The organism is Mariniflexile jejuense (genome assembly GCF_042675665.1).
In the GTDB taxonomy this organism is placed as follows: Bacteria; Bacteroidota; Bacteroidia; order Flavobacteriales; family Flavobacteriaceae; genus Mariniflexile; species Mariniflexile jejuense.
Window position 1 is genome coordinate 1,668,192 of record NZ_JBHTJI010000001.1, and the last position, 25,875, is coordinate 1,694,066.

The 25,875-nt window shown below is 32.8% G+C and carries 20 protein-coding genes; 14 read left to right on the plus strand and 6 right to left on the minus strand.

All coding sequences use genetic code 11. The features are described from left to right. Positions 1–7: 7 nt before the first annotated feature. From ACFQ1R_RS07395 to ACFQ1R_RS07410, 4 genes are all read left to right on the plus strand, one after another. Positions 8–6,079, plus strand: coding sequence for an alpha-2-macroglobulin family protein (locus ACFQ1R_RS07395; protein ID WP_379925495.1), 6,072 nt, complete (start codon positions 8–10; stop codon positions 6,077–6,079). A gap of 66 nt (positions 6,080–6,145) precedes the next feature. After that, the gene (locus ACFQ1R_RS07400; protein WP_379925497.1) at positions 6,146–6,520 is read left to right on the plus strand and encodes a DoxX family membrane protein; all 375 of its coding nucleotides are present in this window, start codon (positions 6,146–6,148) and stop codon (positions 6,518–6,520) included. Positions 6,521–6,587: 67 nt separating this feature from the next. Beyond that, a complete protein-coding gene (locus ACFQ1R_RS07405; RefSeq protein ID WP_379925498.1) occupies positions 6,588–7,091 on the plus strand; it encodes a hypothetical protein in 504 nt (167 codons plus the stop codon). Between the two features lie 2 nt (positions 7,092–7,093). Continuing rightward, positions 7,094–8,503, plus strand: a complete 1,410-nt coding sequence (locus ACFQ1R_RS07410) for a T9SS type A sorting domain-containing protein (protein WP_379925499.1) — start codon at positions 7,094–7,096, stop codon at positions 8,501–8,503. A gap of 59 nt (positions 8,504–8,562) precedes the next feature. On the opposite strand, the gene ACFQ1R_RS07415 is transcribed toward ACFQ1R_RS07410, so the two are convergent. The 3 genes from ACFQ1R_RS07415 to ACFQ1R_RS07425 all read right to left on the minus strand — a co-directional run bounded on the left by ACFQ1R_RS07415 (position 8,563) and on the right by ACFQ1R_RS07425 (position 11,617). Further along, a complete protein-coding gene (locus tag ACFQ1R_RS07415) occupies positions 8,563–9,084 on the minus strand; it encodes a DUF4136 domain-containing protein (RefSeq protein ID WP_379925500.1) in 522 nt (173 codons plus the stop codon). A 285-nt stretch (positions 9,085–9,369) separates the two neighbouring features. Beyond that, a complete protein-coding gene (gene obgE, locus ACFQ1R_RS07420) occupies positions 9,370–10,368 on the minus strand; it encodes a GTPase ObgE (RefSeq protein ID WP_379925501.1) in 999 nt (332 codons plus the stop codon). 139 nt (positions 10,369–10,507) lie between these two features. Next, positions 10,508–11,617, minus strand: a complete 1,110-nt coding sequence (locus ACFQ1R_RS07425) for an adenylate kinase (protein WP_379925502.1) — start codon at positions 11,615–11,617, stop codon at positions 10,508–10,510. 137 nt (positions 11,618–11,754) lie between these two features. Here ACFQ1R_RS07425 and ACFQ1R_RS07430 point away from each other — a divergent pair, with 137 nt between their 5' ends. The 6 genes from ACFQ1R_RS07430 to ACFQ1R_RS07455 all read left to right on the plus strand — a co-directional run bounded on the left by ACFQ1R_RS07430 (position 11,755) and on the right by ACFQ1R_RS07455 (position 16,893). Beyond that, entirely contained in the window at positions 11,755–12,909 is a 1,155-nt protein-coding gene (locus ACFQ1R_RS07430) for a 5-(carboxyamino)imidazole ribonucleotide synthase (RefSeq protein WP_379925503.1), read from the plus strand. A 2-nt stretch (positions 12,910–12,911) separates the two neighbouring features. After that, positions 12,912–13,394 carry a 5-(carboxyamino)imidazole ribonucleotide mutase gene (gene purE, locus ACFQ1R_RS07435; protein WP_379925504.1) on the plus strand — a complete coding sequence of 161 codons (483 nt, stop codon included), beginning with the start codon at positions 12,912–12,914 and terminating at the stop codon, positions 13,392–13,394. Between the two features lie 145 nt (positions 13,395–13,539). Then, complete coding sequence (locus tag ACFQ1R_RS07440) at positions 13,540–15,576, plus strand: M3 family metallopeptidase (RefSeq protein WP_379925505.1); 2,037 nt, start codon at positions 13,540–13,542, stop codon at positions 15,574–15,576. A gap of 10 nt (positions 15,577–15,586) precedes the next feature. Continuing rightward, complete coding sequence (locus ACFQ1R_RS07445) at positions 15,587–16,015, plus strand: hypothetical protein (protein WP_379925506.1); 429 nt, start codon at positions 15,587–15,589, stop codon at positions 16,013–16,015. A 54-nt stretch (positions 16,016–16,069) separates the two neighbouring features. Then, entirely contained in the window at positions 16,070–16,624 is a 555-nt protein-coding gene (locus ACFQ1R_RS07450; protein WP_379925507.1) for a sigma-70 family RNA polymerase sigma factor, read from the plus strand. Between the two features lie 2 nt (positions 16,625–16,626). Beyond that, positions 16,627–16,893: an anti-sigma factor family protein gene (locus ACFQ1R_RS07455; protein WP_379925508.1), complete on the plus strand. Its 267-nt coding sequence runs from the start codon at positions 16,627–16,629 to the stop codon at positions 16,891–16,893. Here ACFQ1R_RS07455 and ACFQ1R_RS07460 read toward each other — a convergent pair. Next, positions 16,886–17,719, minus strand: a complete 834-nt coding sequence (locus ACFQ1R_RS07460; RefSeq protein WP_379925509.1) for a hypothetical protein — start codon at positions 17,717–17,719, stop codon at positions 16,886–16,888. The genes ACFQ1R_RS07455 and ACFQ1R_RS07460 overlap by 8 nt on opposite strands. 131 nt (positions 17,720–17,850) lie before the next feature. On the opposite strand from ACFQ1R_RS07460, the gene gcvP reads away from it, so the two are divergent. The 4 genes from gcvP (at position 17,851) to ACFQ1R_RS07480 (ending at position 23,309) form a co-directional block, all read left to right on the plus strand. Next, a complete protein-coding gene (gene gcvP / locus ACFQ1R_RS07465) occupies positions 17,851–20,700 on the plus strand; it encodes an aminomethyl-transferring glycine dehydrogenase (protein ID WP_379925510.1) in 2,850 nt (949 codons plus the stop codon). 102 nt (positions 20,701–20,802) lie between these two features. Continuing rightward, on the plus strand, positions 20,803–21,861 hold the full coding sequence (locus ACFQ1R_RS07470) for a 3-oxoacyl-ACP synthase III family protein (protein ID WP_379925511.1): 1,059 nt from the start codon (positions 20,803–20,805) through the stop codon (positions 21,859–21,861). 26 nt (positions 21,862–21,887) lie between these two features. After that, positions 21,888–22,409, plus strand: coding sequence for a methyltransferase (locus tag ACFQ1R_RS07475; RefSeq protein WP_379925512.1), 522 nt, complete (start codon positions 21,888–21,890; stop codon positions 22,407–22,409). Between the two features lie 51 nt (positions 22,410–22,460). Continuing rightward, entirely contained in the window at positions 22,461–23,309 is an 849-nt protein-coding gene (locus ACFQ1R_RS07480) for a glycosyltransferase (RefSeq protein WP_379925513.1), read from the plus strand. 24 nt (positions 23,310–23,333) lie between these two features. Here ACFQ1R_RS07480 and ACFQ1R_RS07485 read toward each other — a convergent pair whose 3' ends face one another. Next, the gene (locus ACFQ1R_RS07485; protein WP_379925515.1) at positions 23,334–24,143 is read right to left on the minus strand and encodes a DNA/RNA non-specific endonuclease; all 810 of its coding nucleotides are present in this window, start codon (positions 24,141–24,143) and stop codon (positions 23,334–23,336) included. 1 nt (position 24,144) lies between these two features. Further along, on the minus strand, positions 24,145–25,794 hold the full coding sequence (gene pafA, locus ACFQ1R_RS07490; protein WP_379925516.1) for an alkaline phosphatase PafA: 1,650 nt from the start codon (positions 25,792–25,794) through the stop codon (positions 24,145–24,147). Positions 25,795–25,875: the final 81 nt, after the last annotated feature.

Consider the following 25,875-nt stretch of genomic DNA (forward strand, 5'->3'; position numbering starts at 1 on the left):
TAATGAAATGAAACATTCGGTACTATTTTTAACAATTATTTTGCTTTCAAACTTTAGCTATAGTCAAAAACCTGATTATGAAACCCTTTGGCAAACAGTAGAAAAGCATGAAATTGAAGGCTTACCAAAGTCGGCTTTAAAGGTTGTTGACCAAATTTACACACTTGCTAAAAAAGACAAAAACGATGCGCAACTAATTAAAACCATGCTTTTTAAAAGCAAATTTACGTTGGTTTTAGAAGAAGATGCGCAATTAAACATTATTAACGATTTTAACAATGAAATAAAGCTAAGCAACTTCCCAACTAAAAATATTCTTGAAAGTATTTTGGCTAATTTATACTGGCAATATTTTCAACAAAACCGCTGGCAGTTTTATAACCGTACAAAAACTTCTGAAAAGGTTGATACTATAGACTTTAGAACCTGGGATTTACAAACACTGTTTGATGAAATTCATACACATTACAAAAACTCAGTACAAAGTAGTTTAAAATTACAGCTAGAACCGTTAAGTAAGTATGATGGCATACTAAATCTTGAAAAAGATTCTAAAATATACAGACCTACATTGTTCGATTTTTTAAACCACAATGCTTTAGAATTCTATAAAACAAACGAAACCAATATCACCAAACCTGCATATAAATTTGAGATTGACAACCCCAACTTTTTAGGTAATACAGAAACATATACCAATCTAGTTTTAGATTCTAAAGATGCCACATCACTACAGTTAAATGCTTTAAGAATATATCAAGATTTAATATGTTTTTATTTACATGATGAAGAACCTTATGCTTTGGCAGATGTAAATATTGAACGCCTAAAATTCATCCATCAACATGGAACTTTCAGCAATAAAGAAGCGTTATTACTAGAAGCTTTAAAAAGTGAAGCTGAAAAATTCAAAACACACGAAGTTTCTGGGCTATATCAATTTGAAATTGCCTCGATATACTACCAACAAAGCAATCTATTTCAGCCAAAAACAAACGAAGAAAATCGTTGGAAAGCAAAAGAAGCTATGGCTATTTGCAATAGGATTATTTCAAAATTTCCAAAAAGTAAGGCTGCAGAAAAATGTGAAGGTTTAAAGTCGCAAATTCTTCAGCAAACCCTTCAAATTACTACTGAAAGTGTATTACCAATTCAGCAACATGCACGCCTTTTAGTAAGTTATAAAAATTTGGACGCACTGCAATTTAAAATCTATCCTATTTCTAAAAACGAGTTAGAAAAATTCACTAAAATTTATAGAAAAGACGAGCAATTAGCATTTATAAAAAAATTAGATGCAAACAACCAATGGAGCAGTAAATTACGAAACGAAAACGATTACCAAACCCATAATACCGAAGTTTTACTGCCTAAATTAAACAACGGCATTTTTTTAGTTTTCGCTTCAATAGCAGGAGATGAAGAAACGGCTGCGTTTAGTACCATTCAAGTTACCAATTTAGCTTTGGTTGAGAGCGAAAGTGAAACACATAAAATATTTCAAGTTATTAATAGAACCAATGGTAAACCTATTGAAAATACCAAAGTAGAATTAAGTTACTACGAAAATAACAACAAAAAAGAAACCAAAGAAAGTTTCTCAACCAATGCATTAGGCGAGGTTAAAATTAAAAAAGAAAACGACCGTTACCGAAACATTAGCTCAAAAATTAGTTACACAAACGATACGGCTTATTTTGGCGATTTTTACATGAATCAATATTATAAGCAAGAAAAGGAAGCTATTGAATACAAAGCGTTTTTATTTACAGATAGAAGTATTTATCGCCCAAATCAAACCGTATATTTTAAAGCTATTGCCATAAAAACTGCTAATGGAAAATCGGAAGTAGTTGCAAACGAAGCTGTTTATGCTGTTTTGTATGATGTAAATGGTGATGAAATTAAGGAACTTGAATTAAAAACAAATGAATTCGGTTCTGTTTCAGGAGAATTCATCTTACCAAACGGTGGTTTAAATGGCGAATACCACATTGAATTTGATGGCGATGAAAAAGATTTTTATACAGACCATTATTTCTCAGTTGAAGAATACAAACGCCCAAAGTTTGAAACCAAATTCTCACCGGTTACCGAAACCTATAAAGTAAACGATTCTGTTACCATTAAAGGCACTGCACTAGCTTATGCTGGTAGCAATATAACCAATGCTAAAGTGGTTTACCGTGTACACAGAAAAGTGGAATACCCGCGTTGGTATTTTTGGTACAGACCAAGATTTTACAGCCAACCACAAGAAATTACACATGGCGAAAGTACCACAAACGAAAAAGGCGAATTTGAAATAACATTCAAAGCCCTACCAGACCAAAGTGTTGATAAAAGCAGTTTGCCTATTTTTAACTATGAAATAACTGCCGATGTAACCGACTTAAACGGCGAAACCCGAAGCGCAACAACCATTGTAAATGTTGGGTATCATGCTTTGGTTGCCAATATGAGTATTGCTGAAAATCTTGATAAATCAAAAAAAGATAATAGCATAAAAATTGACACAAAAAACCTTAATGGCGAATTTGTTTCAGCCAAAGGTATTGTAAAAATTTATAAACTTCAAGCACCAAAATCTGTTTTAAGAACCAGACCTTGGGCTGCACCAGATTATCAAGATTTTTCAGAAGAAGCATTTAAAAACCTATTCCCGCATGAAGCTTACACCAATGAAGCCGATGCTAGTAATTGGAAAAAAGGCACTTTGGTTTTTGAAAAACAATTTAACACTGAAACCTCCAAAGAACTTAATTTAGGAAACCTAAAAAAATGGGAATCGGGTGCATACATCATAACTTTAGAAAGCACTGATAAATTTGGGCAATTGGTAAAAGATGAAGTTAAAACAACTTTATATAGTGATAATGATAAAACCTTGGCAGATAACCAATTATTTAGCATAACAACCAACAAAACATCCTATAAAGTTGGCGAAACGGCTATAATAACTTTGGCTTCGGCTTCTGAAAATTTACAGGCAACTGTTTCCATTGAAAAAAACAGAAAGATTGTCAAAACTGAAATTATTCAATTAAATAACAACAAAAAAACACTATCAATACCTGTAACAACTCAAGACGTTGGTGGTTTTGCAGTACGTTATAGCTTTGCAGTTTATAACAGCTTTAAATCGGGTGCAGAAAACATTAATATTCCTTACCCAAAAACCAATTTAGATATTGAAACCACCGCTTTTAGAGACAAACTACAACCCGGAGTTGATGAAACTTGGAGTTTTAAAATTAAAGGTTTGCAAGGAGACAACGTTTCTGCCGAATTATTAGCAAGCATGTACGATGCTTCTTTAGATCAGTTTAAACCACATTCTTGGGATTTCAACCCGATTGATAAAACTATGTATTATTCATACAACCAAAACAATGCTAACCAAAGTTTTGGTACACAAAATTTCAGGGTCTATAACAAGCAATCAAAAAGTAATTATTCTCAACAACAATATGACCAACTCAATTGGTTTGGGTTTTATTTTGGAAACGACAATATAAGAATTAGAGGAATTAGTTCAAAGGCTATTTACGGAAGTCGAGCAACGGTCACAGAATCATTAAACAGTATAGTACCTGGTATTCAACTTATGGAAGATAGCTCTAGTTTAGACGAAGTTGTAGTGGTTGGTTATGGTGAAATGAAGAAAAAAGACTCAATAGGAAGTGTTGCTTTAATTAAAACAGAAATTTTAGATAATACTTTAAAAGAAAAACCAAACTTCGACACTGTTAAAGTTAGAAAAAACCTGCAAGAAACAGCTTTTTTCTTTCCGCAGTTACAAACAGATAAAGATGGTAATGTAAGCTTCCGCTTTAACTCGCCCGAAGCCTTAACCCAATGGAAATTGCAATTATTAGCACATACCAAAACCTTAGAAAGTGCTACAAAAACATTAACCACAGTAACTCAAAAAGAGTTGATGGTAATACCAAATGCACCACGTTTTTTACGTCAAGGTGATGACATTACCATTAGCACCAAAATTGCAAACCTAACAAACAATCAACTTTCTGGACAAGCCATTTTAGTATTAACCGACGCTATTTCTGGAAAAGATATTACCAATTCACTTGTTACGTCGAGTGCGGTCGAGACGTTTTTAGTTGATTCAAAAGGCAACACGCAAGTATCGTGGAGTTTATCAATTCCTGATGATGTAGATGCGGTTCAATATAAAATAGTAGCAAAATCAGGTAACTTTAGCGATGGCGAACAAAATGCCTTGCCTGTTTTATCAAATCGCATGTTAGTTACCGAAACGCTTCCTATGTGGATTCGCAGTAACGAAACCAGAACATTCACCTTGGATAAATTAAAAACAAATACCTCAACAACGCTTAAAAACCATAAACTAACTCTGGAAATGACTTCCAATCCAGCATGGTATGCCGTACAAGCATTACCCTACTTAATGGAATATCCGTATGAGTGTAACGAGCAAACGTTTTCAAGGTTTTACGCCAATGCATTAGCAAGCCATATTGCGAATAGTAATCCAAGAATTCAAGACGTTTTCAACCAATGGAAAAACTCTGATGTACTTGTTTCTAACCTAGAAAAAAACGAAGAATTAAAATCAATACTTATTCAAGAAACACCTTGGTTGCGTGATGCAAAAAATGAAACCGAACAGAAAAAACGCATTGCGTTGTTATTCGATTTGAATAAAATGAATAACGAATTACAATCGGCAAAACGTAAACTTGAAAACAATCAGTTATCAAATGGTGCTTGGGCATGGTTTAATGGCGGACGCGAAAACCGATACATTACACAACACATCATTGCAGGTTTCGGACATTTAAAACAACTAAAAGTTGAAACAAAAGAAGAATCTAAAACAATTGAAAAAGCCATCAACTATCTAGATTCAGAATTCATTCAAGAATACAAAGACATTAGAAAATACGATGCTAAAGTTGATTTAACAAAAGACCATTTAAGCTACATACAACTCCATTATTTATACATGCGAAGCTTCTACCCAGACATTAAAAAATCGAAAGAAGTTGAAGAAATTACTAAATACTATCAAACACAAATTCAAAAGTATTGGTTAAGTCGTTCATTATACACTAAAGGATTAATGGCATTGGTGGTTAATAGAATGGGTGATAAAACAACTTCGGAAAAAATTATAAAGTCTTTAAAAGAAACCAGTATCACTTCTGAAGAATTAGGCATGTATTGGAAAGAAAATACAAGTTCCTGGTATTGGTATCAAGCACCCATTGAAACACAAGCTTTATTAATTGAAGCATTTTCAGAAATTGAAAATGACACCAAAACCATTGACAATTTAAAAATTTGGCTGCTTAAAAACAAGCAAACCAACCAATGGAAAACCACCAAAGCAACTACAGAAGCTGTTTATGCGCTGTTACTTCAAGGTAGCGATTGGTTAAGTGTAACAGATGCGGTTGATGTTTTAGTTGGCGGACAAAAAATAGAACCTTCAAAATTAGAACATGTAAAAGCTGAAGCTGGAACGGGTTACTATAAAACCTCATGGAACACATCTGAAATAACACCAAAAATGGCGGAAGTTACGTTAACTAAAAAAGGAAATGGTATAGCTTGGGGAAGTTTATATTGGCAATATTTTGAAGATTTAGATAAAATAACAACAGCCGAAACACCGCTAAAATTGAAGAAAAAACTGTTCTTAAAAACCAATACCCATACAGGTGAACAAATTTCTGAAATAACAGAAAAAACCAACTTAAAAGTAGGCAATTTAGTGCGTGTTCGTATTGAATTACAAAGCGATAGAAACATGGAATTTATACATATGAAAGATATGCGTGCAGCAGGTTTAGAACCAATTAATGTTATATCGCAATACAAATGGCAAGATGGTTTAGGCTACTATGAAAGCACTAAAGATGCTTCAACCAACTTCTTTTTTGATTATTTACCAAAAGGCATTTATGTGTTTGAATACGATTTACGCGTGAATAATGCAGGAAATATGAGCAATGGTATTACCACCATTCAAAGCATGTATGCGCCAGAATTTAGTAGCCATAGTGAAGGTGTGCGTTTGTTAGTTAAATAAATTAGTACCAACGTATGTATTAAAATATTTATTACCTTTCATTTTACTAACTAATAACTGTAAATTATGAGCAAACCCTTATCCATTATCCGAATCATTTTCGGTGTGCTAATTACCATTTTTGGAGCTAATAAATTTTTAAACTTTATGCCAGCACCAGAAACAATGCCCGATGCTGTAATGAATTACATGACAGCACTTATGAGTACAAAAACACTAGAACTTGTTGGCGCTGTAGAAGTTATAGCTGGTTTATCATTCATTTTTAATAAATATGGCGCATTAATGGCACTTATTTTAATGAGTGTTTCCATTAACGCAGTACTATTTCATGCATTTTTAGGACCATCAGATATTATGGGTGCGTTAATTTTACTTATTTTAAATATCGTGATGCTTTATGCCTACAGAGATAAGTATAAAGATTTACTTGCTGGATAATTTTTTAAAAAGAGGCTTAATTGCCTCTTTTTTTTTGCTTAACTTTACCAACATTAGCTCAAAATCTTTGAAACATACATTCTTAAAAACATATTGGCCATATACATTATTTATGCTTTTTTTAGCTTTAGAAATAGCTTGTGCTTCAAAAAAAACGGTTATAACTGAAAATGAAGTACTTCCGCCAAAACTTATTTTCTTAAATTATAATATTTCAAAAGATGAAAACAATAAAAAAAACATCGAATTTATAAGCAAAACAATAGCCGATGGTAAATTAAAAAACAACAGTAATAAATATATTGAAGTAGGTACTGTTGGCGATTTAAAATGCAGGCAGTTAAACAAAGATTCTCTTGAACTAACATCCGTCATCATAAAAAACCCATTATTTAAGACTATTGAATTTGTGAATGATTCCCTTATCTTTGAAAACAAAACAATTGAGTTGCAAAAATCAGCGTTTTCTTTAAGATTGCAATTGCACAGTAAAACAGCATTTATTGCCTTAGAAGAAATAAAAGATTCGTTGCAAAATAGTAAACCGTTAATTATTACTAAGCTTAATTAGGTATGAAGCAATTTCTTGTTATTATTACATTTATTAGTTTTTATAGCGTTTCTGCCCAAATCTTTGATACAGAAACCATAAAAACTGCTGGTGATAATGATAAAAGAATCAATTTAGTAATTTTAAGTGAAGGTTATCAAACCTCAGAATTAGCAAAATTTAAAACCGATGCTACTAACTTCACCAACGAACTATTTAATCAATCGCCTTTTAAAGAATATGCCAATTATTTTAATGTTCACATTATAAAAGTGCCTTCAAATGAAAGTGGTGCAGATCACCCAGGAACAGCAACCGATGTTACTGAACCTGCTTCTCCCCTTCGGTTTGTTGATACCTATTTTAATGCAACCTTCGATTCATTTGGTTACCACCGATTACTTTTTTATGAAATAGATGGCAATTACGCCAATAATACCCAAGCAAAAATACATGCCGTTTTAGCTGCCAATTTTCCAACATACGACCAAGCATTGATTTTAGTAAACTCAACAGTATATGGTGGTAGTGGTGGCGAATTCCCTATGGCTTCATTAGCTACAAACGCCAATGAAATAGCCATTCATGAATTAGGACATTCATTTTTTAACTTAAAAGATGAATATTATGCAGCAGGTTATGAAGGTGAAGCCATAAATATGACCCAACAAAACAACCCAAGTTTAGTAAAATGGAAAAACTGGATAAACATTAATAACATAGGTGTTTTTCCGTATGGAAGTTCTGGAATTGCAGCTACGTGGTACAGACCTCATGAAAATTGCAAAATGAGGTATTTAAGCGTACCTTTTTGTGCTGTTTGTAAAGAAGGTATCGTTGAAAAAATACACAGTTTACAGTCGCCCATTAATTCGTATTCTCCTGTTTCAAACGCTATAACGAGTCCATCTTTTCCTTTAGATTTTCAATTAAATTTAATTAAACCCACACCAAATACCTTAAAAAGTAAATGGGTATTAAACAATGTGGATTTTGCTTCAGATGTTGATGGTATTTCTATTTTAGAAACCGATTTAAATATTGGCATGAACACTTTAAGCGTTTCTGTAATTGATGAAACAACCTTATTAAAAGTTAATAATCATGATACGTTTCATGTATATACTGTAACTTGGACTATTGATAATTCTTCACTTGGAATAAAAAATATAACTAGTGAAATAGCAAATTACAATATCAGTATGTTTCCTAACCCAACAAATACCTATGTAAACTTTAAATTTGAAAGTGAAACGGACACCAAAATGAAAGTTGATATTATAAGTTTAGATGGAAAAAAAATAAAAAGCATTTCTATTACTAACTACCAAACAAACCAAATTGATATTAGTAATTTAAGCACTGGAATATATTTAACTAATTTCTTTTCTGGAAATATACTTATTGCTAGTAAAAAACTGGTTAAAAACTAAAACCTCACACTTAACTACTACGAAAAACGAAAATATAGATTCTCGCTTTCGCAGGAATGTTATTGCTTTGGTGGATATTGTGCTAAAACTTTTTCTGCAATAGCATTAAATAATTGTTCACGTTTTTCAGGTGATGCGTTTGGGCTAATGCTTGTTTCGGTTACAGCTTGCCAGAATAATCCTTTGCCATTTTCATCAACAAAATCGATACTAATTTGTCGATTTATATTTGATTGACCAATTGGTAAACCTATAGATATACCACCTCCCATATTGCGTCCGCCACCACCTAAACCAACACCTACATTACTGCGCTGTAATTGTTGGTATTCATTACTTTTAATATCTACTAAAAAATCTGGTGTTTCTGAAAATGAAAAACCTTTTGCCGCCATTGCCTTATCTAAAGCATCTAAAAACCGTTTGGTATCGAGTTCGCTTAAACCGGTTTTCATATCGCCGTAATAGCTATAGGTTTTGTATTTGTTGAAATCTGTTCCTTTTTCAAAATCGGTATTTACACGAATGGGTGCACAGGAAACTATTAAAACGACTAAGAATAATGTAGTAAAGACTTTCATAACTTTAATTTTTACTATAAAGTTAATCAAAAATTATTCCAACAATATGATTCTTGTTCGGAATTGCGTTAGGTATTACTCATACATCTCTATTTTAATATCGAAATCGTGAATACTCCGCATTTGCAGTGAAAATCCTTTTTAAACTGAAATAACACCAAACTTTGTATTGAATTAAAAATTGACAGATGGCTTTGTCCTTCCGTCCTCGCCAAAACGTTTAAAAAGATTGCAACGAAAAGCCCGACCTGGTTCCTGAACTTGTTTCAGGATAAAGGTAACACCCTAATTATTAAGCATTTTCCAAAGTGTATCTTTTAACTCTGTAATACCTTGTTGTGCAACTGATGAAATGAACATGAATGGAATTGGCAACTCGTTATCTAAAAGTTCTTTTAATTCAGCTTTTAGTTCATCGTCCAACATATCGCATTTTGAAATAGCTATGATGCGTTCTTTATCAAGCATTTCTGGGTTGTAACGACGAAGCTCATCTAACAGAATATCGTATTGTTTTCTAATATCGGGTGCATCTGCTGGAATTAAAAATAGCAAGATAGAATTACGCTCAATATGGCGTAAAAAGTAATGTCCCAATCCACGTCCTTCGGCAGCACCTTCAATAATTCCAGGAATATCTGCCATAACAAAGGTTTGAAAATCGCGATATTGTACAATGCCTAAATTAGGTTTTAGAGTTGTAAACTCGTAATCGGCTATTTTTGGTTTTGCTGAAGTAACAACCGATAGTAAAGTTGATTTTCCTGCGTTTGGAAACCCTACCAGACCAACATCGGCAAGTACTTTTAGTTCTAAAGTAATGTGCTTTTCTTCATGCGGAATACCTGGTTGTGCGTAGCGTGGTGTTTGGTTTGTTGATGTTCTAAAATGCCAGTTGCCTAATCCACCTTTTCCTCCTTCGGCTATAATTTTTTCTTCACCGTGTTCGGTAATTTCCAAAATAATTTCGTTTGTTTCGGTATCGCGTACTACGGTTCCTAAAGGTACATCTACATACTCATCAGCACCATCGGCACCAAAACTACGGCTACTACCACCGTGTTCGCCATGACCAGCACGTATGTGTTTTTTAAATTTTAAATGAAGAAGTGTCCAAAGGTTTGAATTTCCGCGAAGAATTACATGTCCACCACGACCACCATCACCACCATCTGGCCCGCCTTTTTCTATAAATTTTTCGCGGTGTAAATGCGATGATCCTTTACCTCCGTTTCCAGAGCTAACATACATTTTTACGTAATCAACGAAGTTACCTTCTGTCATAATTAAGTTAAAAGTTAAAAATTGAAAGTTAAAAGTTTTCACTTGTTAACCTTCCGTTTTTTGGTTAATTATTTAGTTGCCTTAAATTGTTCAGTTAAATGAATTTTTAAACTTAACAACAAACAACTTAATGATTCACTTAAAGTTTATCAATAGCATTACTTAAACGAATAGTAATATCTTCAACGCTACCAACACCATCAACTCCAAAATATTTATTTTGAGCTGAATAGTAATCTTTTAAAATAGCAGTTTTGTCGTAATATTCTTTAATGCGGTTTCTAATGATAGATTCATCAGCGTCATCAGCACGACCACTGGTTTTACCTCTACCAATTAAACGCTGTACTAAAATTTCATCGTCAACTTCTAAAGCTATCATAGCACTAATTGAAGAATCTTTACTTTGCATTAAAACATCTAATGCCTTAGCTTGAGCGTTAGTACGAGGAAAACCATCAAAAATAAATCCATTTGCATCGGTATTTTTTTCAACTTCAGCTTCCAACATATCTATAGTAACTTGGTCTGGAACCAACGCACCTTTGTCCATATACGATTTGGCCAACATGCCTAAAGCGGTTTCATTTTTAATATTAAACCTAAAAACATCGCCTGTAGAAATATGCACCAAATTATATTTCTCTTTTAGAAATTCTGCTTGCGTTCCTTTTCCTGCTCCTGGAGGACCAAATAATACTAAGTTTGTCATGTATTGTGTTTCTTTTATTTGATAGACTTCTGGTATATTTCTACCTAAACCATCATAGTCTAAACCGTAGCCAACTATAAATTTGTTAGGAATTTCTATACCAATATAATGTAGTTTATAATCTTTTTTATAGGCTTCTGGCTTGTAAAACAATGTTGCAATTTTTAACGATTTAACTTGTTCGTTTTTAAATATGCGATGTACTTCTGCCAAAGTATTTCCTGTATCAATAATATCTTCTAATACTACAACTGTTCTACCTGTTAAATCTTGCGTTAAACCTATTAAACGCTGAATATCTTCGGTAGATTTTACACCTTCATACGATGCTAACTTAATAAAGGTGACTTCGCATGGTTTTGGATATTTTTTCACAAAATCACTTACAACCATAAACGAGCCATTTAAAATACCTATAAAAACAGGAATTTCATCTCCAATATCGTTAGCAATTTCAGTCGCCATACGTGTCATAGCCTTATCTATTTCTTTTGCAGAAATAAACGGTTTAAAATATTTGTCGTGTAGCTTTATCACAGATATATTATTTTTTGAAAAGCGCAAAGATAATCAATAGATTGCCTAATAACGATTTTTGATTTACGAATTCGAGACTATTTTAAGATTTAAGTGTATTTTTGCCTAATATTTAATGATTTTTCACAATAATTACCATGAACTACTTTTCTTCAAATTTCAAACTCGGTATCCTTGGCGGCGGTCAATTAGGAAAAATGCTACTTAACGATACTCAAAAATTTGATATTTATACATGCGTTTTAGATGCAAGTAACGAAGCACCATGCAAAATTGCTAGTAATGAATTCCATTTAGGCAATTTAATGGATTATGATGCGGTTTATAACTTTGGAAAACAAGTAGATGTTTTGACTATTGAAATTGAAAACGTTAATGTAGATGCGTTGGAAGCGCTTGAAAAAGAAGGAAAAAAAGTTTATCCATCATCTAAAACATTACGAACTATTCAAAATAAAGCAACACAAAAATTGTTTTACGTTGATAAAAATTTACCAACCGCACCATTTTCGCGTTTTGCATATACTTCTGAAATTAAGGAAGCTATAAATAACGGTGGTTTATCAATTCCTTTTGTTTGGAAATGTGCTCAATTTGGATACGATGGTACGGGAGTTAAAATTGTTAAATCTGTTCAAGATTTAGATGGTTTACCAAATGTAGAATGTATTGCAGAAACGCTAGTGCCTTTTAAAAACGAATTAGCTGTAATTGTTGCAAGAAATGCATCAGGCGAAACCAAAACCTTTCCTGTTGTAGAAATGGAATTTCACCCAGAAGCAAACCAAGTGGAATATGTTATTTGCCCTGCAAGAATCTCTGAGGAAGTTGCAGACAAAGCTAAAAATGTTGCTTTAAATGTTTCAAAAGCATTTAACCATGTTGGCTTATTAGCTGTTGAAATGTTTCAAACTGAAAATGATGACATTTTAATAAACGAAGTTGCACCAAGACCTCACAATTCTGGTCATCAAACCATTGAAGCGAGTTACACATCACAATTTGAACAACACTTACGCGCTATTTTAGATTTACCTTTAGGCAGAACCGATAGTAAAGTTGGTGGCGTTATGGTAAATTTAGTAGGTGCCGAAGGTTTTAGTGGTAATGTAGTTTATAAAAACATTGAAACCATTATGAAAATGGATGGCGTTACACCACATATTTATGGTAAAAAACAAACCAGACCTTTCCGTAAAATGGGACACGTAACTATTGTAAATGAAGATTTAAACGAAGCCAGACGCATAGCCGAAGAAGTAAAAAAAACGATTAAAGTAATAAGTGAATAATTATGAATAAAGTAGGAGTTATTATGGGAAGTAAAAGCGATTTGCCTGTTATGCAAGACGCTATAGATATTTTAAAAGATTTTAACATAGAAGTTGAAGTTGATATTGTTTCAGCTCACCGAACCCCAGAAAAACTATTCGATTATGGCAAATACGCCCACACAAAAGGTTTTGCAGTAATTATTGCTGGCGCTGGTGGTGCTGCACACTTACCGGGCATGATTGCCTCTTTATCACCATTACCAGTTATTGGTGTTCCTGTAAAAAGCAGTAATTCTATTGATGGTTGGGATTCAGTTTTATCTATTCTACAAATGCCAGGAGGCGTACCAGTAGCAACCGTAGCTTTAAATGGAGCTAAAAACGCAGGTATATTGGCTGCTCAAATACTTGGTTCAAACAACCCAGATGTTTTAAATAAAATTATAGACTATAAAGAATCTTTAAAACAAAAAGTATACGAATCTGCTAAAGATTTAAAATAAAAAAACCTCGATGGGAAATCGAGGTTTTCTTGCTATTAAGAATAATTTTATGAGTTAGTCACTCTTCAAATTGTTGTAGCAAAAGTATAAAAAACTTATTATGTATGCATAATAAAATTTTAGTTTTAACATATTTAAATCCAAAATGACATCAAATATTTTACTCAAATCGTTCAAAACACCTTATAATACTGCACCTTTTTCAAAAATTAAAAATGAAAATTTTTTACCTGCTTTTAAACAAGCTATTGATGATGCAAAGGCTGAAATTGATGTTATTGTAAATAATAAAGACATTCCAACCTTTAAAAACACCATAGAAGCATTAGAATTTTCGGGCGAACAACTAGATAGAATTTCTAGCATTTTTTTTAATTTAAATTCTGCTGAAACTAACGATACCATTCAAAAAATAGCACAAGAAGTTTCACCATTACTATCAGAATTCAGTAACGATATTACGTTGAATGAAGCATTATTCAAACGTATAAAAGCAGTTTACGATTCAAAAAACTCGTTAAATTTAACTACAGAACAGCAAACACTTCTAGATAAAAAGTACAAAAGTTTTTCCAGGAATGGCGCCAATTTATCTGATGATAAAAAATCCAAACTTAGGGAAATAGATAAAGAATTAAGCAAATTGAAATTGAAGTTTGGTGAAAACATTCTTGCCGAAACCAACAAATTCGAAATTTTGATTACCAATGAAGCAGAACTTTCCGGATTACCAGAAGGCGCTATTGAAGCAGCAAAACAACTCGCAGAATCTAAAGAAAAAGACGGCTGGTTGTTTACTTTAGATTACCCAAGTTATATTCCATTTGTTACCTATGCCGATAATAGAGCATTACGCAAAAAATTAACTTTAGCGGCAGGCAGCAAGGGTTTTAACAATGATGCTTTAGATAATCAAGATATTGTTTTAAAAATTGTAAAGCTTCGGTTTGAACGGGCTAATTTATTAGGTTATAAAACCCATGCACATTTTGTTTTAGAAGAACGCATGGCAAAAACACCTGAAAATGTTCTAGAATTTTCAAATGAATTACTAGAAAAAGCAAAACCTGCCGCTAAACGCGAATTTGAAAACCTTCAAAATTTCGCAAAGGAATTAGACGGAATTTCTCAACTTGAAAAATGGGATGGTTCATATTATTCTGAAAAGTTAAAACAAAAATTATTCAATTTAGATGATGAACTTTTAAAACCATATTTCAAATTAGAAAATGTTATAAATGGCGCTTTTACGGTTGCCAATAAATTATTTGATTTACATTTTGAAGAAATTACCGAGATTGACAAATACCATGAAGACGTTTTAACTTATAAAGTAACCAATACTAAAGGCGAATTCATAGCAATTTTTTATGCCGATTTTTTTCCAAGAGCAGGAAAACGTAATGGTGCGTGGATGACATCTTTCAAACCACAATCTATAAAAAATGGCGAGAATGATAGACCGCACATTTCAATAGTTTGCAACTTTACAAAACCTACAAAAAGTAAACCGTCATTACTAACTTTTAATGAAGTTACAACGTTATTCCACGAATTTGGACACGCATTACATGGTATGCTGGCAAACACCACCTACCCTAGTTTGTCTGGAACTTCTGTGTTTTGGGATTTTGTAGAATTACCAAGTCAAGTTATGGAAAACTGGTGTTATGAAAAAGAGGCTTTAGAAATTTTTGCTAAACATTATGAAACTGGAGAAGTAATACCAATGAATTTGGTTGAAAAAATAAAAGAATCGGCAACCTTTTTACAAGGCATGCAAACCTTACGCCAATTAAGTTTTGGGTTATTAGATATGAGTTGGCATGCAGGCGAATCGCCAGAAACCATAAAAAATGTAAAAGCACTCGAATTAAAAGCTTTTGAAAACACATCATTATATCCTGAAACACCTGAAACTTGTATGAGCACCTCGTTTTCTCATATCTTTCAAGGTGGCTATTCGTCTGGTTATTACAGTTATAAATGGGCTGAAGTTTTAGATGCCGATGCTTTTGAATATTTTAAAGAAACTGGCATTTTCAATAAAGAAACCGCAACAAAGTTTAAAAACAATGTGCTTTCGCAAGGCGGAACTGATGATCCAATGGTACTTTACAAACGCTTTCGCGGAAAAGAACCACAGCCAGAAGCGTTGTTAAAACGTGCTGGGTTGATATAAATTAATCGATATGAATATAGATATACCCATTTGGATTATTTTTATTGGCGGATTAGGTCAAATATTTACCGCAATAATATACCCATATATTCGTCATGCTGTATTTGACTGGTACAATGACGTTAAACAATTAAAACCGCTAAATCAAGAAATAGCAAAAACATATGGCAGATACATACAAGGGTTGAACTTTTCTTTTGGAGCAATAGCAATTTTAATACCTTCCGATTTAAAAAACCATTCAAATTTAGCAATTGCCATTACTGCCTTAATTGCTGCGTATTGGGTTGGTAAAGTACTAACTCAAATTGCCTATTATCCAATGTATGACATTCCTAAAAAAGCTATATTTAAAATAGGAAGTTATTTTATGAATTTTTTATTCACTTTTTTTGCTATTGTTTATTCTTTACTTTTAATTGAAAACATATTCTTTTAATCTAGGTATGAAATTTTTACCCTATTTTTGAAAAAAAAGAAATATTGCAAAACCATGTCTAACCATCAAATTAATCCTAATAAATGGATCGATTTATATTCCGATTACCTATTTAACTACACCGTTACGCGTGTTAGTGATAGAGAGATTGCGCAAGATTTGGTGCAAGACACGTTTTTAGCAGCCTTAAAATCGATGAAAAATTTTAAAGGTGAAGCTAGCGAACGTACGTGGCTAATATCTATTTTAAAACGAAAAGTTATTGACCATTATAGAAAAATAAATTCTAACAAAGGTAAAGCTGAAGTACGCATAACATATAATGATGATTCTGAATCTGAAGGTGATTGGTTGGAAGAACGTGTTGCAGACCCGTTTGATAAAACCGCCGAAGATACCATGCAAAATGCAGAACTTGGTGATGCAATTTTTAACTGTTTAAGTAAATTACCTGAAAAGCAAGCCGATGTTTTTAGAATGAAAACCATAGAAGGACTAGAAACCGAAGTTATTTGTAATGAACTAAACATCACAGCGTCTAACCTTTGGGTAATTATTCATAGAGCTCGAACTGCCATGGCAGATTGCTTAAAAGAAAATTGGTTTTAATTATGAGTAATAAAATTAAAATTATGTTGAAGTGTGATGAAGCAAATCATATGTGCGATAAGTCGCAGTATAAAAATGCTTCTTTATGGGAAAAGATAAAACTAAATGTTCATTTAATATATTGTAATGCTTGCAGAAAGTATACAAAAAACAATGCAAAACTTACTAAAGTTGTAGATAAGGCAAATGTAACCTGTTTAGATAAAAAGTGTAAAGAAGCCATGAAGCAAACATTGGACAAGGCTATAAAAGACACATCTATTAACTAAACAAAAGCAATAACAAACCCCATAAAACAGGCAAACCTTCAACCCAAAACGAACTATAATAGTTTCCTTGTTCTTTCTTGGAATATATTAAAAGTAACCCAGCAGTAAAGGTTACAACAAGTAAAATAACTACGCTTATTGTACTTATTTCATCTTTAAAAAATTCTGAAAAATAAAATATTAGCAAAAGCAAAACACCCATTATTTTTGTTTGTTTCACGCCTATTTTTTGTGGTATGGTTGCTAATTTTAAACTATCGTATCGTAAATCTCTAATTTCAAATGGCAACATTAACACGATAATAAAAACAAAACGTTGTATTGCAGCAAAAACATTATCAAATTGTAAATTGTATTGACTATTTATTAATGGCAAAAAAACGGTTACACCTGTCCATACCAACGCTATTACATACACCTTTAAACCACCAATACTTCGTAAGTTGGATTGTTTATCTAAAAACATTTTTTTTGGCAAAAACGGTATTGCATAAAAAAAAGTAACTAACCCAAAACCAGCAATAAAAAGAAATGAACTTGCATGTAGTTTCAATGCAAAATAGCACATCAAAATAAAACTAAACAACGAAAATATTTGAATAGCTTTTAACCATGAAGCCAAACGCCTGTGGTGAAATTTAGCTAATCCAAAATACTTCACAAAATTATAACCCGTTATAGATGCGAAAAACACAAAATAAAGCAGTGACTCATCAAGTAATAAATTATGTGTTTTTAAAGTAATCCAGGTTAAAGAAACAACCGCTAAAGCCACATGGATACTACTATTTATATAAAAATTAAATAACTTCTTAATCACTTGCATTTTACAAAAATAAACAAACACTTTCGTACTGTGTTAATAAGGTTTGCAAATGGTTAAAAACTTTCCATTTTATGCAATTAAACACGTATTATATTACGTATTTTTGCGAATTATATAAACAATTCCACTTAATGAATACAAACGCTTTTGCACTGCGTCATATTGGACCAAGAGAAAACGACCAAAAACTTATGCTAAAAACCATAGGTGTAGACTCTTTAGACCAATTAATTTATGAAACTATTCCAGATGATATCCGATTAAAGAATAGTTTAAATTTAGATGAACCAATGACGGAGTATGAATACTTACTTCATATTCACGAGTTATCTAAACTTAATAAAGCCTATAAAACATATATTGGCTTGGGCTATCATCCAACTATTTTACCGGCAGTTATTCAAAGAAATATTCTTGAAAACCCAGGTTGGTATACTGCCTACACGCCTTACCAAGCCGAAATAGCTCAAGGCAGATTGGAAGCACTTTTAAATTACCAAACCATGGTTATGGATTTAACAGGTATGGAAATTGCAAATGCATCACTACTTGATGAAGGTACAGCTGCTGCTGAAGCTATGAGTTTATTGTTTGCAGTTCGTGAACGCGAGCAAAAGAAAAATAACGTAAACAAGTTTTTTGTTTCTGAAAACATATTACCACAAACCTTGTCATTACTTCAAACCAGATCAACACCTATTGGTATTGAATTAGTTATAGGTAATGAGGAAACTTTTACATTTTCTACTGATTTTTTTGGAGCAATTTTACAATATCCTGGTAAAGACGGACAAGTAACAGACATAAAAAACTTTATAAGCAAAGCGAATGAAGCCCAAATAAAAGTAGCAGTTGCTGCCGATATTTTAAGCTTAATAAAACTTGAAGCGCCAGGTAAATTTGGAGCAGATGTGGTAGTTGGCACAACCCAACGTTTTGGAATCCCTATGGGGTATGGTGGTCCGCATGCCGCTTATTTTGCTACTAAAGATGCTTACAAACGTGATATTCCAGGACGCATCATTGGCGTAACTAAAGACACAAATGGAAACAGAGCGCTACGTATGGCATTACAAACCCGTGAACAACATATAAAGCGTGACAAAGCAACTTCTAATATTTGTACAGCACAAGTTTTACTAGCGGTCATGGCAAGTATGTATGCTGTATATCATGGTCCAAAAGGTTTAAAATTTATAGCCAATAAAGTACACAACACTGCTTCCAATTTAGCCATTGCATTAAAAACATTAGGTTATAATCAAATAAACACATCGTTTTTTGATACACTTCAAATTAAAACCGATTCCAAAAAAATAAAACAAATTGCTAAGCTTAAAAAAGTTAATTTATTTTATCCAGATAGTGAAACAGTTACTATTTCTGTAAATGAAACTACTTCGGTACGAGATTTAAACTATTTAATTTCAATTTTTGCAGAAGCTTCAGAAAAAGAAACTATCATTATCGAATCTATTTCAGAAGGCAATAACATATCAGAAAACTTAAAAAGAGAATCTGAATTTTTAACACTTGATGTATTCAACAAATACCATTCTGAAACCGAATTAATGCGTTATATAAAATCCTTAGAACGTAAAGATTTGGCATTAAATCATTCCATGATTTCTTTAGGTTCTTGCACTATGAAATTGAATGCTGCTTCAGAAATGTTACCTTTAAGTATATTCAAATGGGCAAATATCCATCCGTTTGTTCCAAAAAAACAAGCACAAGGGTATTTAACTGTTTTAAAGGAATTAGAAGATCAATTAACCGAAATTACTGGTTTCGCAGCAACATCTTTACAACCAAATTCTGGTGCTCAAGGCGAATATGCAGGCCTGATGGTTATTAAAGCATACCATGAATCTCGTAATGAAGGCCATAGAGATATTTGTTTAATTCCATCATCAGCACACGGTACTAACCCTGCAAGTGCTATTATGGCAGGTATGAAAGTAGTTGTAACAAAATCAACTGCTGAAGGGAATATTGATGTTGAAGATTTGCGTGAAAAGGCGCTTTTACACAAAGATAACTTATCGTGTTTAATGGTTACCTACCCATCTACGCATGGTGTTTATGAATCTGCAATTAAGGAAGTTACAAAAATTATTCATGATAATGGCGGACAAGTTTATATGGATGGTGCCAACATGAATGCGCAAGTAGGCTTAACAAACCCTGGCAATATTGGTGCCGATGTTTGCCACTTAAACTTACACAAAACCTTCGCTATTCCTCACGGTGGTGGTGGTCCTGGTGTTGGCCCAATATGTGTTGCCAAACAACTTGTGCCATTTTTACCGAGTAACCCTATTAAAAAAGTTGGCGGTGAACAAGCAATTACGGCTATTTCTGCAGCGCCTTATGGCTCAGCTTTGGCTTGCTTAATTTCGTATGGCTATATAAAAATGTTAGGTGCTGAAGGCTTAACAGAGTCTACAAAAATTGCAATTCTAAATGCCAATTACATCAAACACCGTTTACAAGGTAGTTTTGATACGTTATACTCTGGTGAACGTGGTCGAGCAGCTCACGAAATGATTGTAGATTGCCGACCATTTAAAGCCAATGGTATTGAAGTAACAGATATTGCAAAACGTTTAATGGACTATGGGTTTCATGCACCAACAGTATCTTTTCCAGTAGCTGGAACATTAATGATTGAACCTACCGAAAGTGAAAGTAAAGCTGAAATTGACCGTTTTTGTGATGCTATGATTTCAATTAAAAAAGAAATTGACAAGGCTTCAAAAGATGATGACAATAATGTTTTAAAAAATGCTCCTCATACTTTAGAAATGATAACTGCAAACGAATGGAACTTTCCTTATACTCGTGAAGAAGCTGCGTTTCCCCATGATTATGTTAGCGATAACAAATTCTGGCCAAGTGTAAGACGTGTTGATGACGCTTATGGCGATAGAAATTTAATATGCTCTTGTGCACCTATTGAAGCCTATGCAGAGGTGTAAATAAGCGGTTGAACATCGTAAATTTTAATAAATTTAAATTTGCCTTTTTATAAAACCTTGTAACTTGTATGAGGAAACTAAAAAAGGCAAATTTTTCTTTTTATGAACATTAAAATTACCGGTACTGGTAGCTACATTCCAGATACTATCGAAAAAAACGAGGCTTTCTACGAACATACATTTTTAAACACTGATGGTTCAATAATTAACTACCCTAACAACGTTATTATTGAAAAATTTCAAGCTATTACAGGTATTGCAGAAAGGCGGTATGCCAAACCACATTTAAACGCTTCCGATTTGGGTTTTTTTGCTGCCGAAAGAGCCATTGAAGATGCTAAAATAGATCCCGAAACTATTGATTATATTATTGTTGCGCACAATTTTGGCGATGTAAAATATAACACCGTACAAAGTGATATGTTGCCAGGTTTAGCCGTTAGAATTAAACATAGCTTACGCATAAAAAACCCAAAATGTGTTGCTTACGATATATTATTTGGCTGTCCTGGTTGGATAGAAGGCGTAATACAAGCACAAGCTTTTATTAAAGCAGGAATGGCAAAACGCTGTTTAGTTATTGGTACTGAAACCCTTTCTAGAGTCGTTGATAAATATGATAGAGACGCTATGATTTTTTCAGATGGCGCTGGTGCAACTATTATTGAAGCAACTGAAGATGAAGGCGGTATTTTAGCACATGAAACCGCTAGCTACACCTACGATGAAGCCTATCACTTGTACTTTGGAAATTCTAACAACCAAAACTTAAACAAAGACACGCGCTATATAAAAATGGATGGTCGTAAAATATATGAATTCGCTTTAATTCATGTACCTCAAGCCATAAAAACATGTATTGATAATAGTGGCGTAGCTATTAAAGATATTAAGAAAATTTTTATCCATCAAGCAAATGAAAAAATGGATGAAGCTATTTTAAAACGCTTGTACAGACTTTACAAAACTGAAATTCCAGAACACATTATGCCAATGAGCATACAAACACTAGGAAACAGCTCGGTAGCCACTGTACCAACGCTTTTAGATTTAGTAAGAAACAATAAACTAGAAAACCAAAGCCTCAACAAAGGCGATGTTATTATATTTGCAAGTGTTGGTGCCGGTATGCATATTAATGCTTTTGCTTATAAATATTAACATTTCGCTTTCGCGGAAACAAAAACATGTACGAAAAAACTTTTCCAAACAAACGTTTTAAACATACAATTGAGTTTTTAGAAAAACACATTACTAAAACTGAAACAATTTTAGATTTGGGTGTTGTAAATCCGTTTTCTGAAATAATGAAAAATCACGGTTATACGGTTGAAAACACTGCAGGTGAAGATTTAGATTTAAACACTTTAACCATTGAAAATTCAAATGCTTCTGTGGTTACAGCTTTCGAAATTTTTGAACATCTTCTGTCCCCTTTTACTGTTTTAAAATCAATAAAAACCAACAAATTAGTTGCCAGTGTTCCTTTAAAATTATGGTTTTCTTCAGCTTATAGAAGTAATACCGATATGCTTGATAGGCACTACCATGAGTTTGAAGATTGGCAATTCGATTGGTTGTTAGAAAAAGCTGGCTGGAAAATTGTAGATCGCCAAAAATGGACAAACCCAACCAAAAAAATTGGCATACGCCCAATGTTGCGCTTGTTTACTCCAAGATATTACATTGTTTATGCAGAAAGAATTTAAAATAGTATTAATTTAACCCTTAAAACTTTATAAACTTTCTACTTTACAACGTTGAATTTCTACATCATCATACCAGCCCATAATGAAGCCAGTTCTATAGGTTTAACCTTAGATTCCTTAATAAACCAAACACTTCTACCAAAATGCGTTGTGGTAGTAAATGATAATTCAACAGATAACACACAAGACATTGTTGAAAGCTATTCCATTAAACATTCTTGGATTAAATTGGTTAATTCAAAATCTTCAAACCAGCATTTACCAGGTTCAAAAATTATCAATGCTTTTTACAAAGGTTACGAAACACTTGATGAACATTATGATGTACTTTGTAAGTTTGATGCCGATTTAATTTTTCCTTCAAATTATTTAGAACAATTGGCTATTCATTTTAATAAAAACCAAAAGTTAGGAATGGCTGCTGGTTTTTGCTACATTGAAAAAAATGACGAATGGATTTTAGAAAATTTAACCCGAAAAGACCATATTCGAGGTGCTTTAAAAGCGTATAGAAAAAACTGTTTTTTACAAATTGGCAAATTAAAACCATCTATGGGTTGGGACACAGTTGATGAATTGCTTGCTAAATTTTATGGTTGGGATATTTTAACTGATGAAACCTTGCATGTAAAACATTTAAAACCAACTGGGATTAGTTACAATACAGCCTCGAAATATTTACAAGGTGAAGCTATGTACAAAATGCGTTATGGTTTTATAATTACCCTTATTTCGGCTTTAAAATTGGCTTACAAAAAAGGTAGTTTAAGTTTATTTAAAGATTATTTAGCTGGTTATTTTAAAGCTAAAAAAAATAAAATAGATTTTTTAGTTTCTGAAGAAGAAGGTGAATTTATTAGAGATTTACGCTGGAAAGGAATGTTGAATAAATTGAAGTAATAACTTTGATGACAACTAACAAAACTATTTAAAACTCCAATCTTTATAACTACTTGATGCTTCTAATTTATTTTCTAAAGAATCGTCTAATTCTGGAAAAAAATCGATACCTGTTAACTTTTCAACCTCATCAACCGATACTACAAAATCATATAACGGTTTGTTAGAATTTTTATGAGGCATTAAAAATGCAATCATTTTTATTTTTCCTGAATTTACATCAATCAACACTTTATAAAACTGATTTGGCACTGCTACATGTTCGCTACCAATGGTTTTCATGTTACCTTTTAAAACGCCACCGGTTACCACAAAAACGCCATCATATTTACTTGCCCAATAGCGTACTTTTTGTTCTAATGTATTCCAAATTCCAGAATTAAACTCGTGTTCTTGTGGACTAATATTACTGGTTAAAAAGGTTTCATTATAAGCAAGCTTACTATAACTTCTATCGCCTGCAGGACATAAATGACCACGATCATAACCTGAATTTTTATAATTTCTCCAACTTGCTGCACCTGTTTTTACTGCATTATCAACTTCAAAATAAGGGCGTTTAAAATTAGTATTTGTTAAGTGTGTTTTTTTTAATTCATAGGCAACCCATTCAGCCTGTTCGTGTGGTTCGCTATAAGACAAAGAATACCCTTCATGATGCACAATTTGTCCTGTTGTACTTGTTGGCAAAAAATATTCGTTTGTGTATTGCTTTACTTCTTTACCAGAATCTACAATTTCAATTTTTTCTTCAGTCTTTAAAAAATGCTCATAGCCATAAACACCCAAAACAAGTATTATGGCTATTAATGTGTATTTAGCTTTTTTGTTCAAACTAATTTAAAACAAATTCTAGTGGTTGACCAATTGAACCATTAGGAAAACTAGTTCCTAAAAGTGCCGACATGGTAGGTGCTATATCAGTTATTTCGGTTTTTTGTAATGTTTGTCCATGTTTTATACCTTTTCCGAAGAATAAAAGCGGCACATGTGTATCATAATTTAAACCCGAACCATGCGTAGAACCCGTTTTACTATAAGAAATAAATGCTGGATCGTAAACAAAAATAACGTCGCCAGAACGCTTTTGGTTATAGCCTTTTTGTAGTAAGGTTTCTATGCCAGTTGTAAACTCTGTTGAACTCATAGTGGTTGCTGTATAGGCTTTATCTATGTTTTCGTAATTAATAATTTCGTTTACTATAGCTTCTTGCACATCATCTAAATCTAAATCGAGTTCTTTTACTTTTGCTCTATTTAAAAAAACTTGGTTATTACTTACATTTTCAATTAAATCGGCAGTACCAAATTCAGTTTTAACAAATTCAATAAACTTGCTTTTCTGAGCTTTAGAATCAATATAACCTGCAGGTATTTTTACCGTTTGCAAATATGAAGGTACATCAACAGCTGCATGATCTGCGGTTAAAAATACGGTGTAGTTTCCTTTACCTACTTTTTCATCTAAAACTTTAAAAAAGCGCTCTAAATCTTTATCTAAACGAATGTATGTATCTTCAACTTCTTTTGAATTAACTCCAAAGTTGTGCCCCACATAATCGGTACTAGAAAAACTTACAGCTAATATGTCGGTAAAATTATCTTGCCCTAATTGTTCACCAGTTATGGCGGCTATTGCAAAATCCGTTACAATACTATTCCCGTAAGCGGTAGCTTTTATAATATCAAAACCACTATTTTGTTCTTTTAAAACATTCAAATCATACGGAAATGTTGCTGTTTCTTGCCCTTTAAATCCTCCTTCAAATGTGTTTAAATCGGCACCACTTTCGGTGTAAGTTTCAATAGGGTACAACGTATTCCAAGGCTTTAAATACAATTCTGCTGCATCCGAATTATTAAAATCATTCACCCATTTAGGTAAACTATTCATGTAAAAAGTACTGCTTATAAAATATCCTTTATCTTTTCCGTAAAACCAATATGCCGCATTTGCCGTATGACCCGCAGGCAAAATAGCACCTCTATCTTTAATTGAAATTCCTATAGTTTTTCCTCGCATTTGGGTAAACAACCTATTCTCGTCTGCAAAGGTTGTAGTTTTCATTCTGTGCGGAGACATTTGTCCATCTTCTGTTTCTGCTCCAACAGCTTGCACACTTTCATCTTCAGCACAATAAACACTTTTTTTAATTTCTTTGTCGTACCAATCGTTCGCTATAATACCATGATATTTTGGTGTTGTACCAGTATAAACCGATGCATGTCCAGGACCAGTATATGTTGGTACATAATTGTAATGGTTATTTTTACAATTAAAACCTTCATTCATCATGCGTTTAAAACCGCCTTCGCCATATTTGCTATAAAAACGCGTTAAATAATCATATCGCATTTGGTCTACCACAATGCCTACTACTAGCTTAGGGTTATTAGTGTTTTTCTTTGAAGCCTCCTTATTTTGTGACTCAACAGATAATGATAAAACAAAAACAACTAAAATGAAAACTGTGTTTTTAAACATAACTATTAATTTAATGAACCAAAAATACGGCTTTTAAAATATCTTTAATTTAAAATTAAAGTTAAATACCAGTAACTTTTT

Bases quoted from the DNA above. Each gene is read 5' to 3' on its own strand.
- ACFQ1R_RS07460 (WP_379925509.1), bottom strand. From the start codon at position 17,719: ATGCAAGTGATTAAGAAGTTATTTAATTTTTATATAAATAGTAGTATC.
- obgE (WP_379925501.1), bottom strand. From the start codon at position 10,368: ATGACAGAAGGTAACTTCGTTGATTACGTAAAAATGTATGTTAGCTCT.
- ACFQ1R_RS07475 (WP_379925512.1), top strand. From the start codon at position 21,888: ATGTACGAAAAAACTTTTCCAAACAAACGTTTTAAACATACAATTGAG.
- ACFQ1R_RS07410 (WP_379925499.1), top strand. From the start codon at position 7,094: ATGAAGCAATTTCTTGTTATTATTACATTTATTAGTTTTTATAGCGTT.
- ACFQ1R_RS07440 (WP_379925505.1), top strand. From the start codon at position 13,540: ATGACATCAAATATTTTACTCAAATCGTTCAAAACACCTTATAATACT.
- ACFQ1R_RS07430 (WP_379925503.1), top strand. From the start codon at position 11,755: ATGAACTACTTTTCTTCAAATTTCAAACTCGGTATCCTTGGCGGCGGT.
- ACFQ1R_RS07415 (WP_379925500.1), bottom strand. From the start codon at position 9,084: ATGAAAGTCTTTACTACATTATTCTTAGTCGTTTTAATAGTTTCCTGT.
- gcvP (WP_379925510.1), top strand. From the start codon at position 17,851: ATGAATACAAACGCTTTTGCACTGCGTCATATTGGACCAAGAGAAAAC.
- ACFQ1R_RS07395 (WP_379925495.1), top strand. From the start codon at position 8: ATGAAACATTCGGTACTATTTTTAACAATTATTTTGCTTTCAAACTTT.
- ACFQ1R_RS07455 (WP_379925508.1), top strand. From the start codon at position 16,627: ATGAGTAATAAAATTAAAATTATGTTGAAGTGTGATGAAGCAAATCAT.
- ACFQ1R_RS07445 (WP_379925506.1), top strand. From the start codon at position 15,587: ATGAATATAGATATACCCATTTGGATTATTTTTATTGGCGGATTAGGT.
- pafA (WP_379925516.1), bottom strand. From the start codon at position 25,794: ATGTTTAAAAACACAGTTTTCATTTTAGTTGTTTTTGTTTTATCATTA.
- purE (WP_379925504.1), top strand. From the start codon at position 12,912: ATGAATAAAGTAGGAGTTATTATGGGAAGTAAAAGCGATTTGCCTGTT.
- ACFQ1R_RS07400 (WP_379925497.1), top strand. From the start codon at position 6,146: ATGAGCAAACCCTTATCCATTATCCGAATCATTTTCGGTGTGCTAATT.
- ACFQ1R_RS07470 (WP_379925511.1), top strand. From the start codon at position 20,803: ATGAACATTAAAATTACCGGTACTGGTAGCTACATTCCAGATACTATC.
- ACFQ1R_RS07450 (WP_379925507.1), top strand. From the start codon at position 16,070: ATGTCTAACCATCAAATTAATCCTAATAAATGGATCGATTTATATTCC.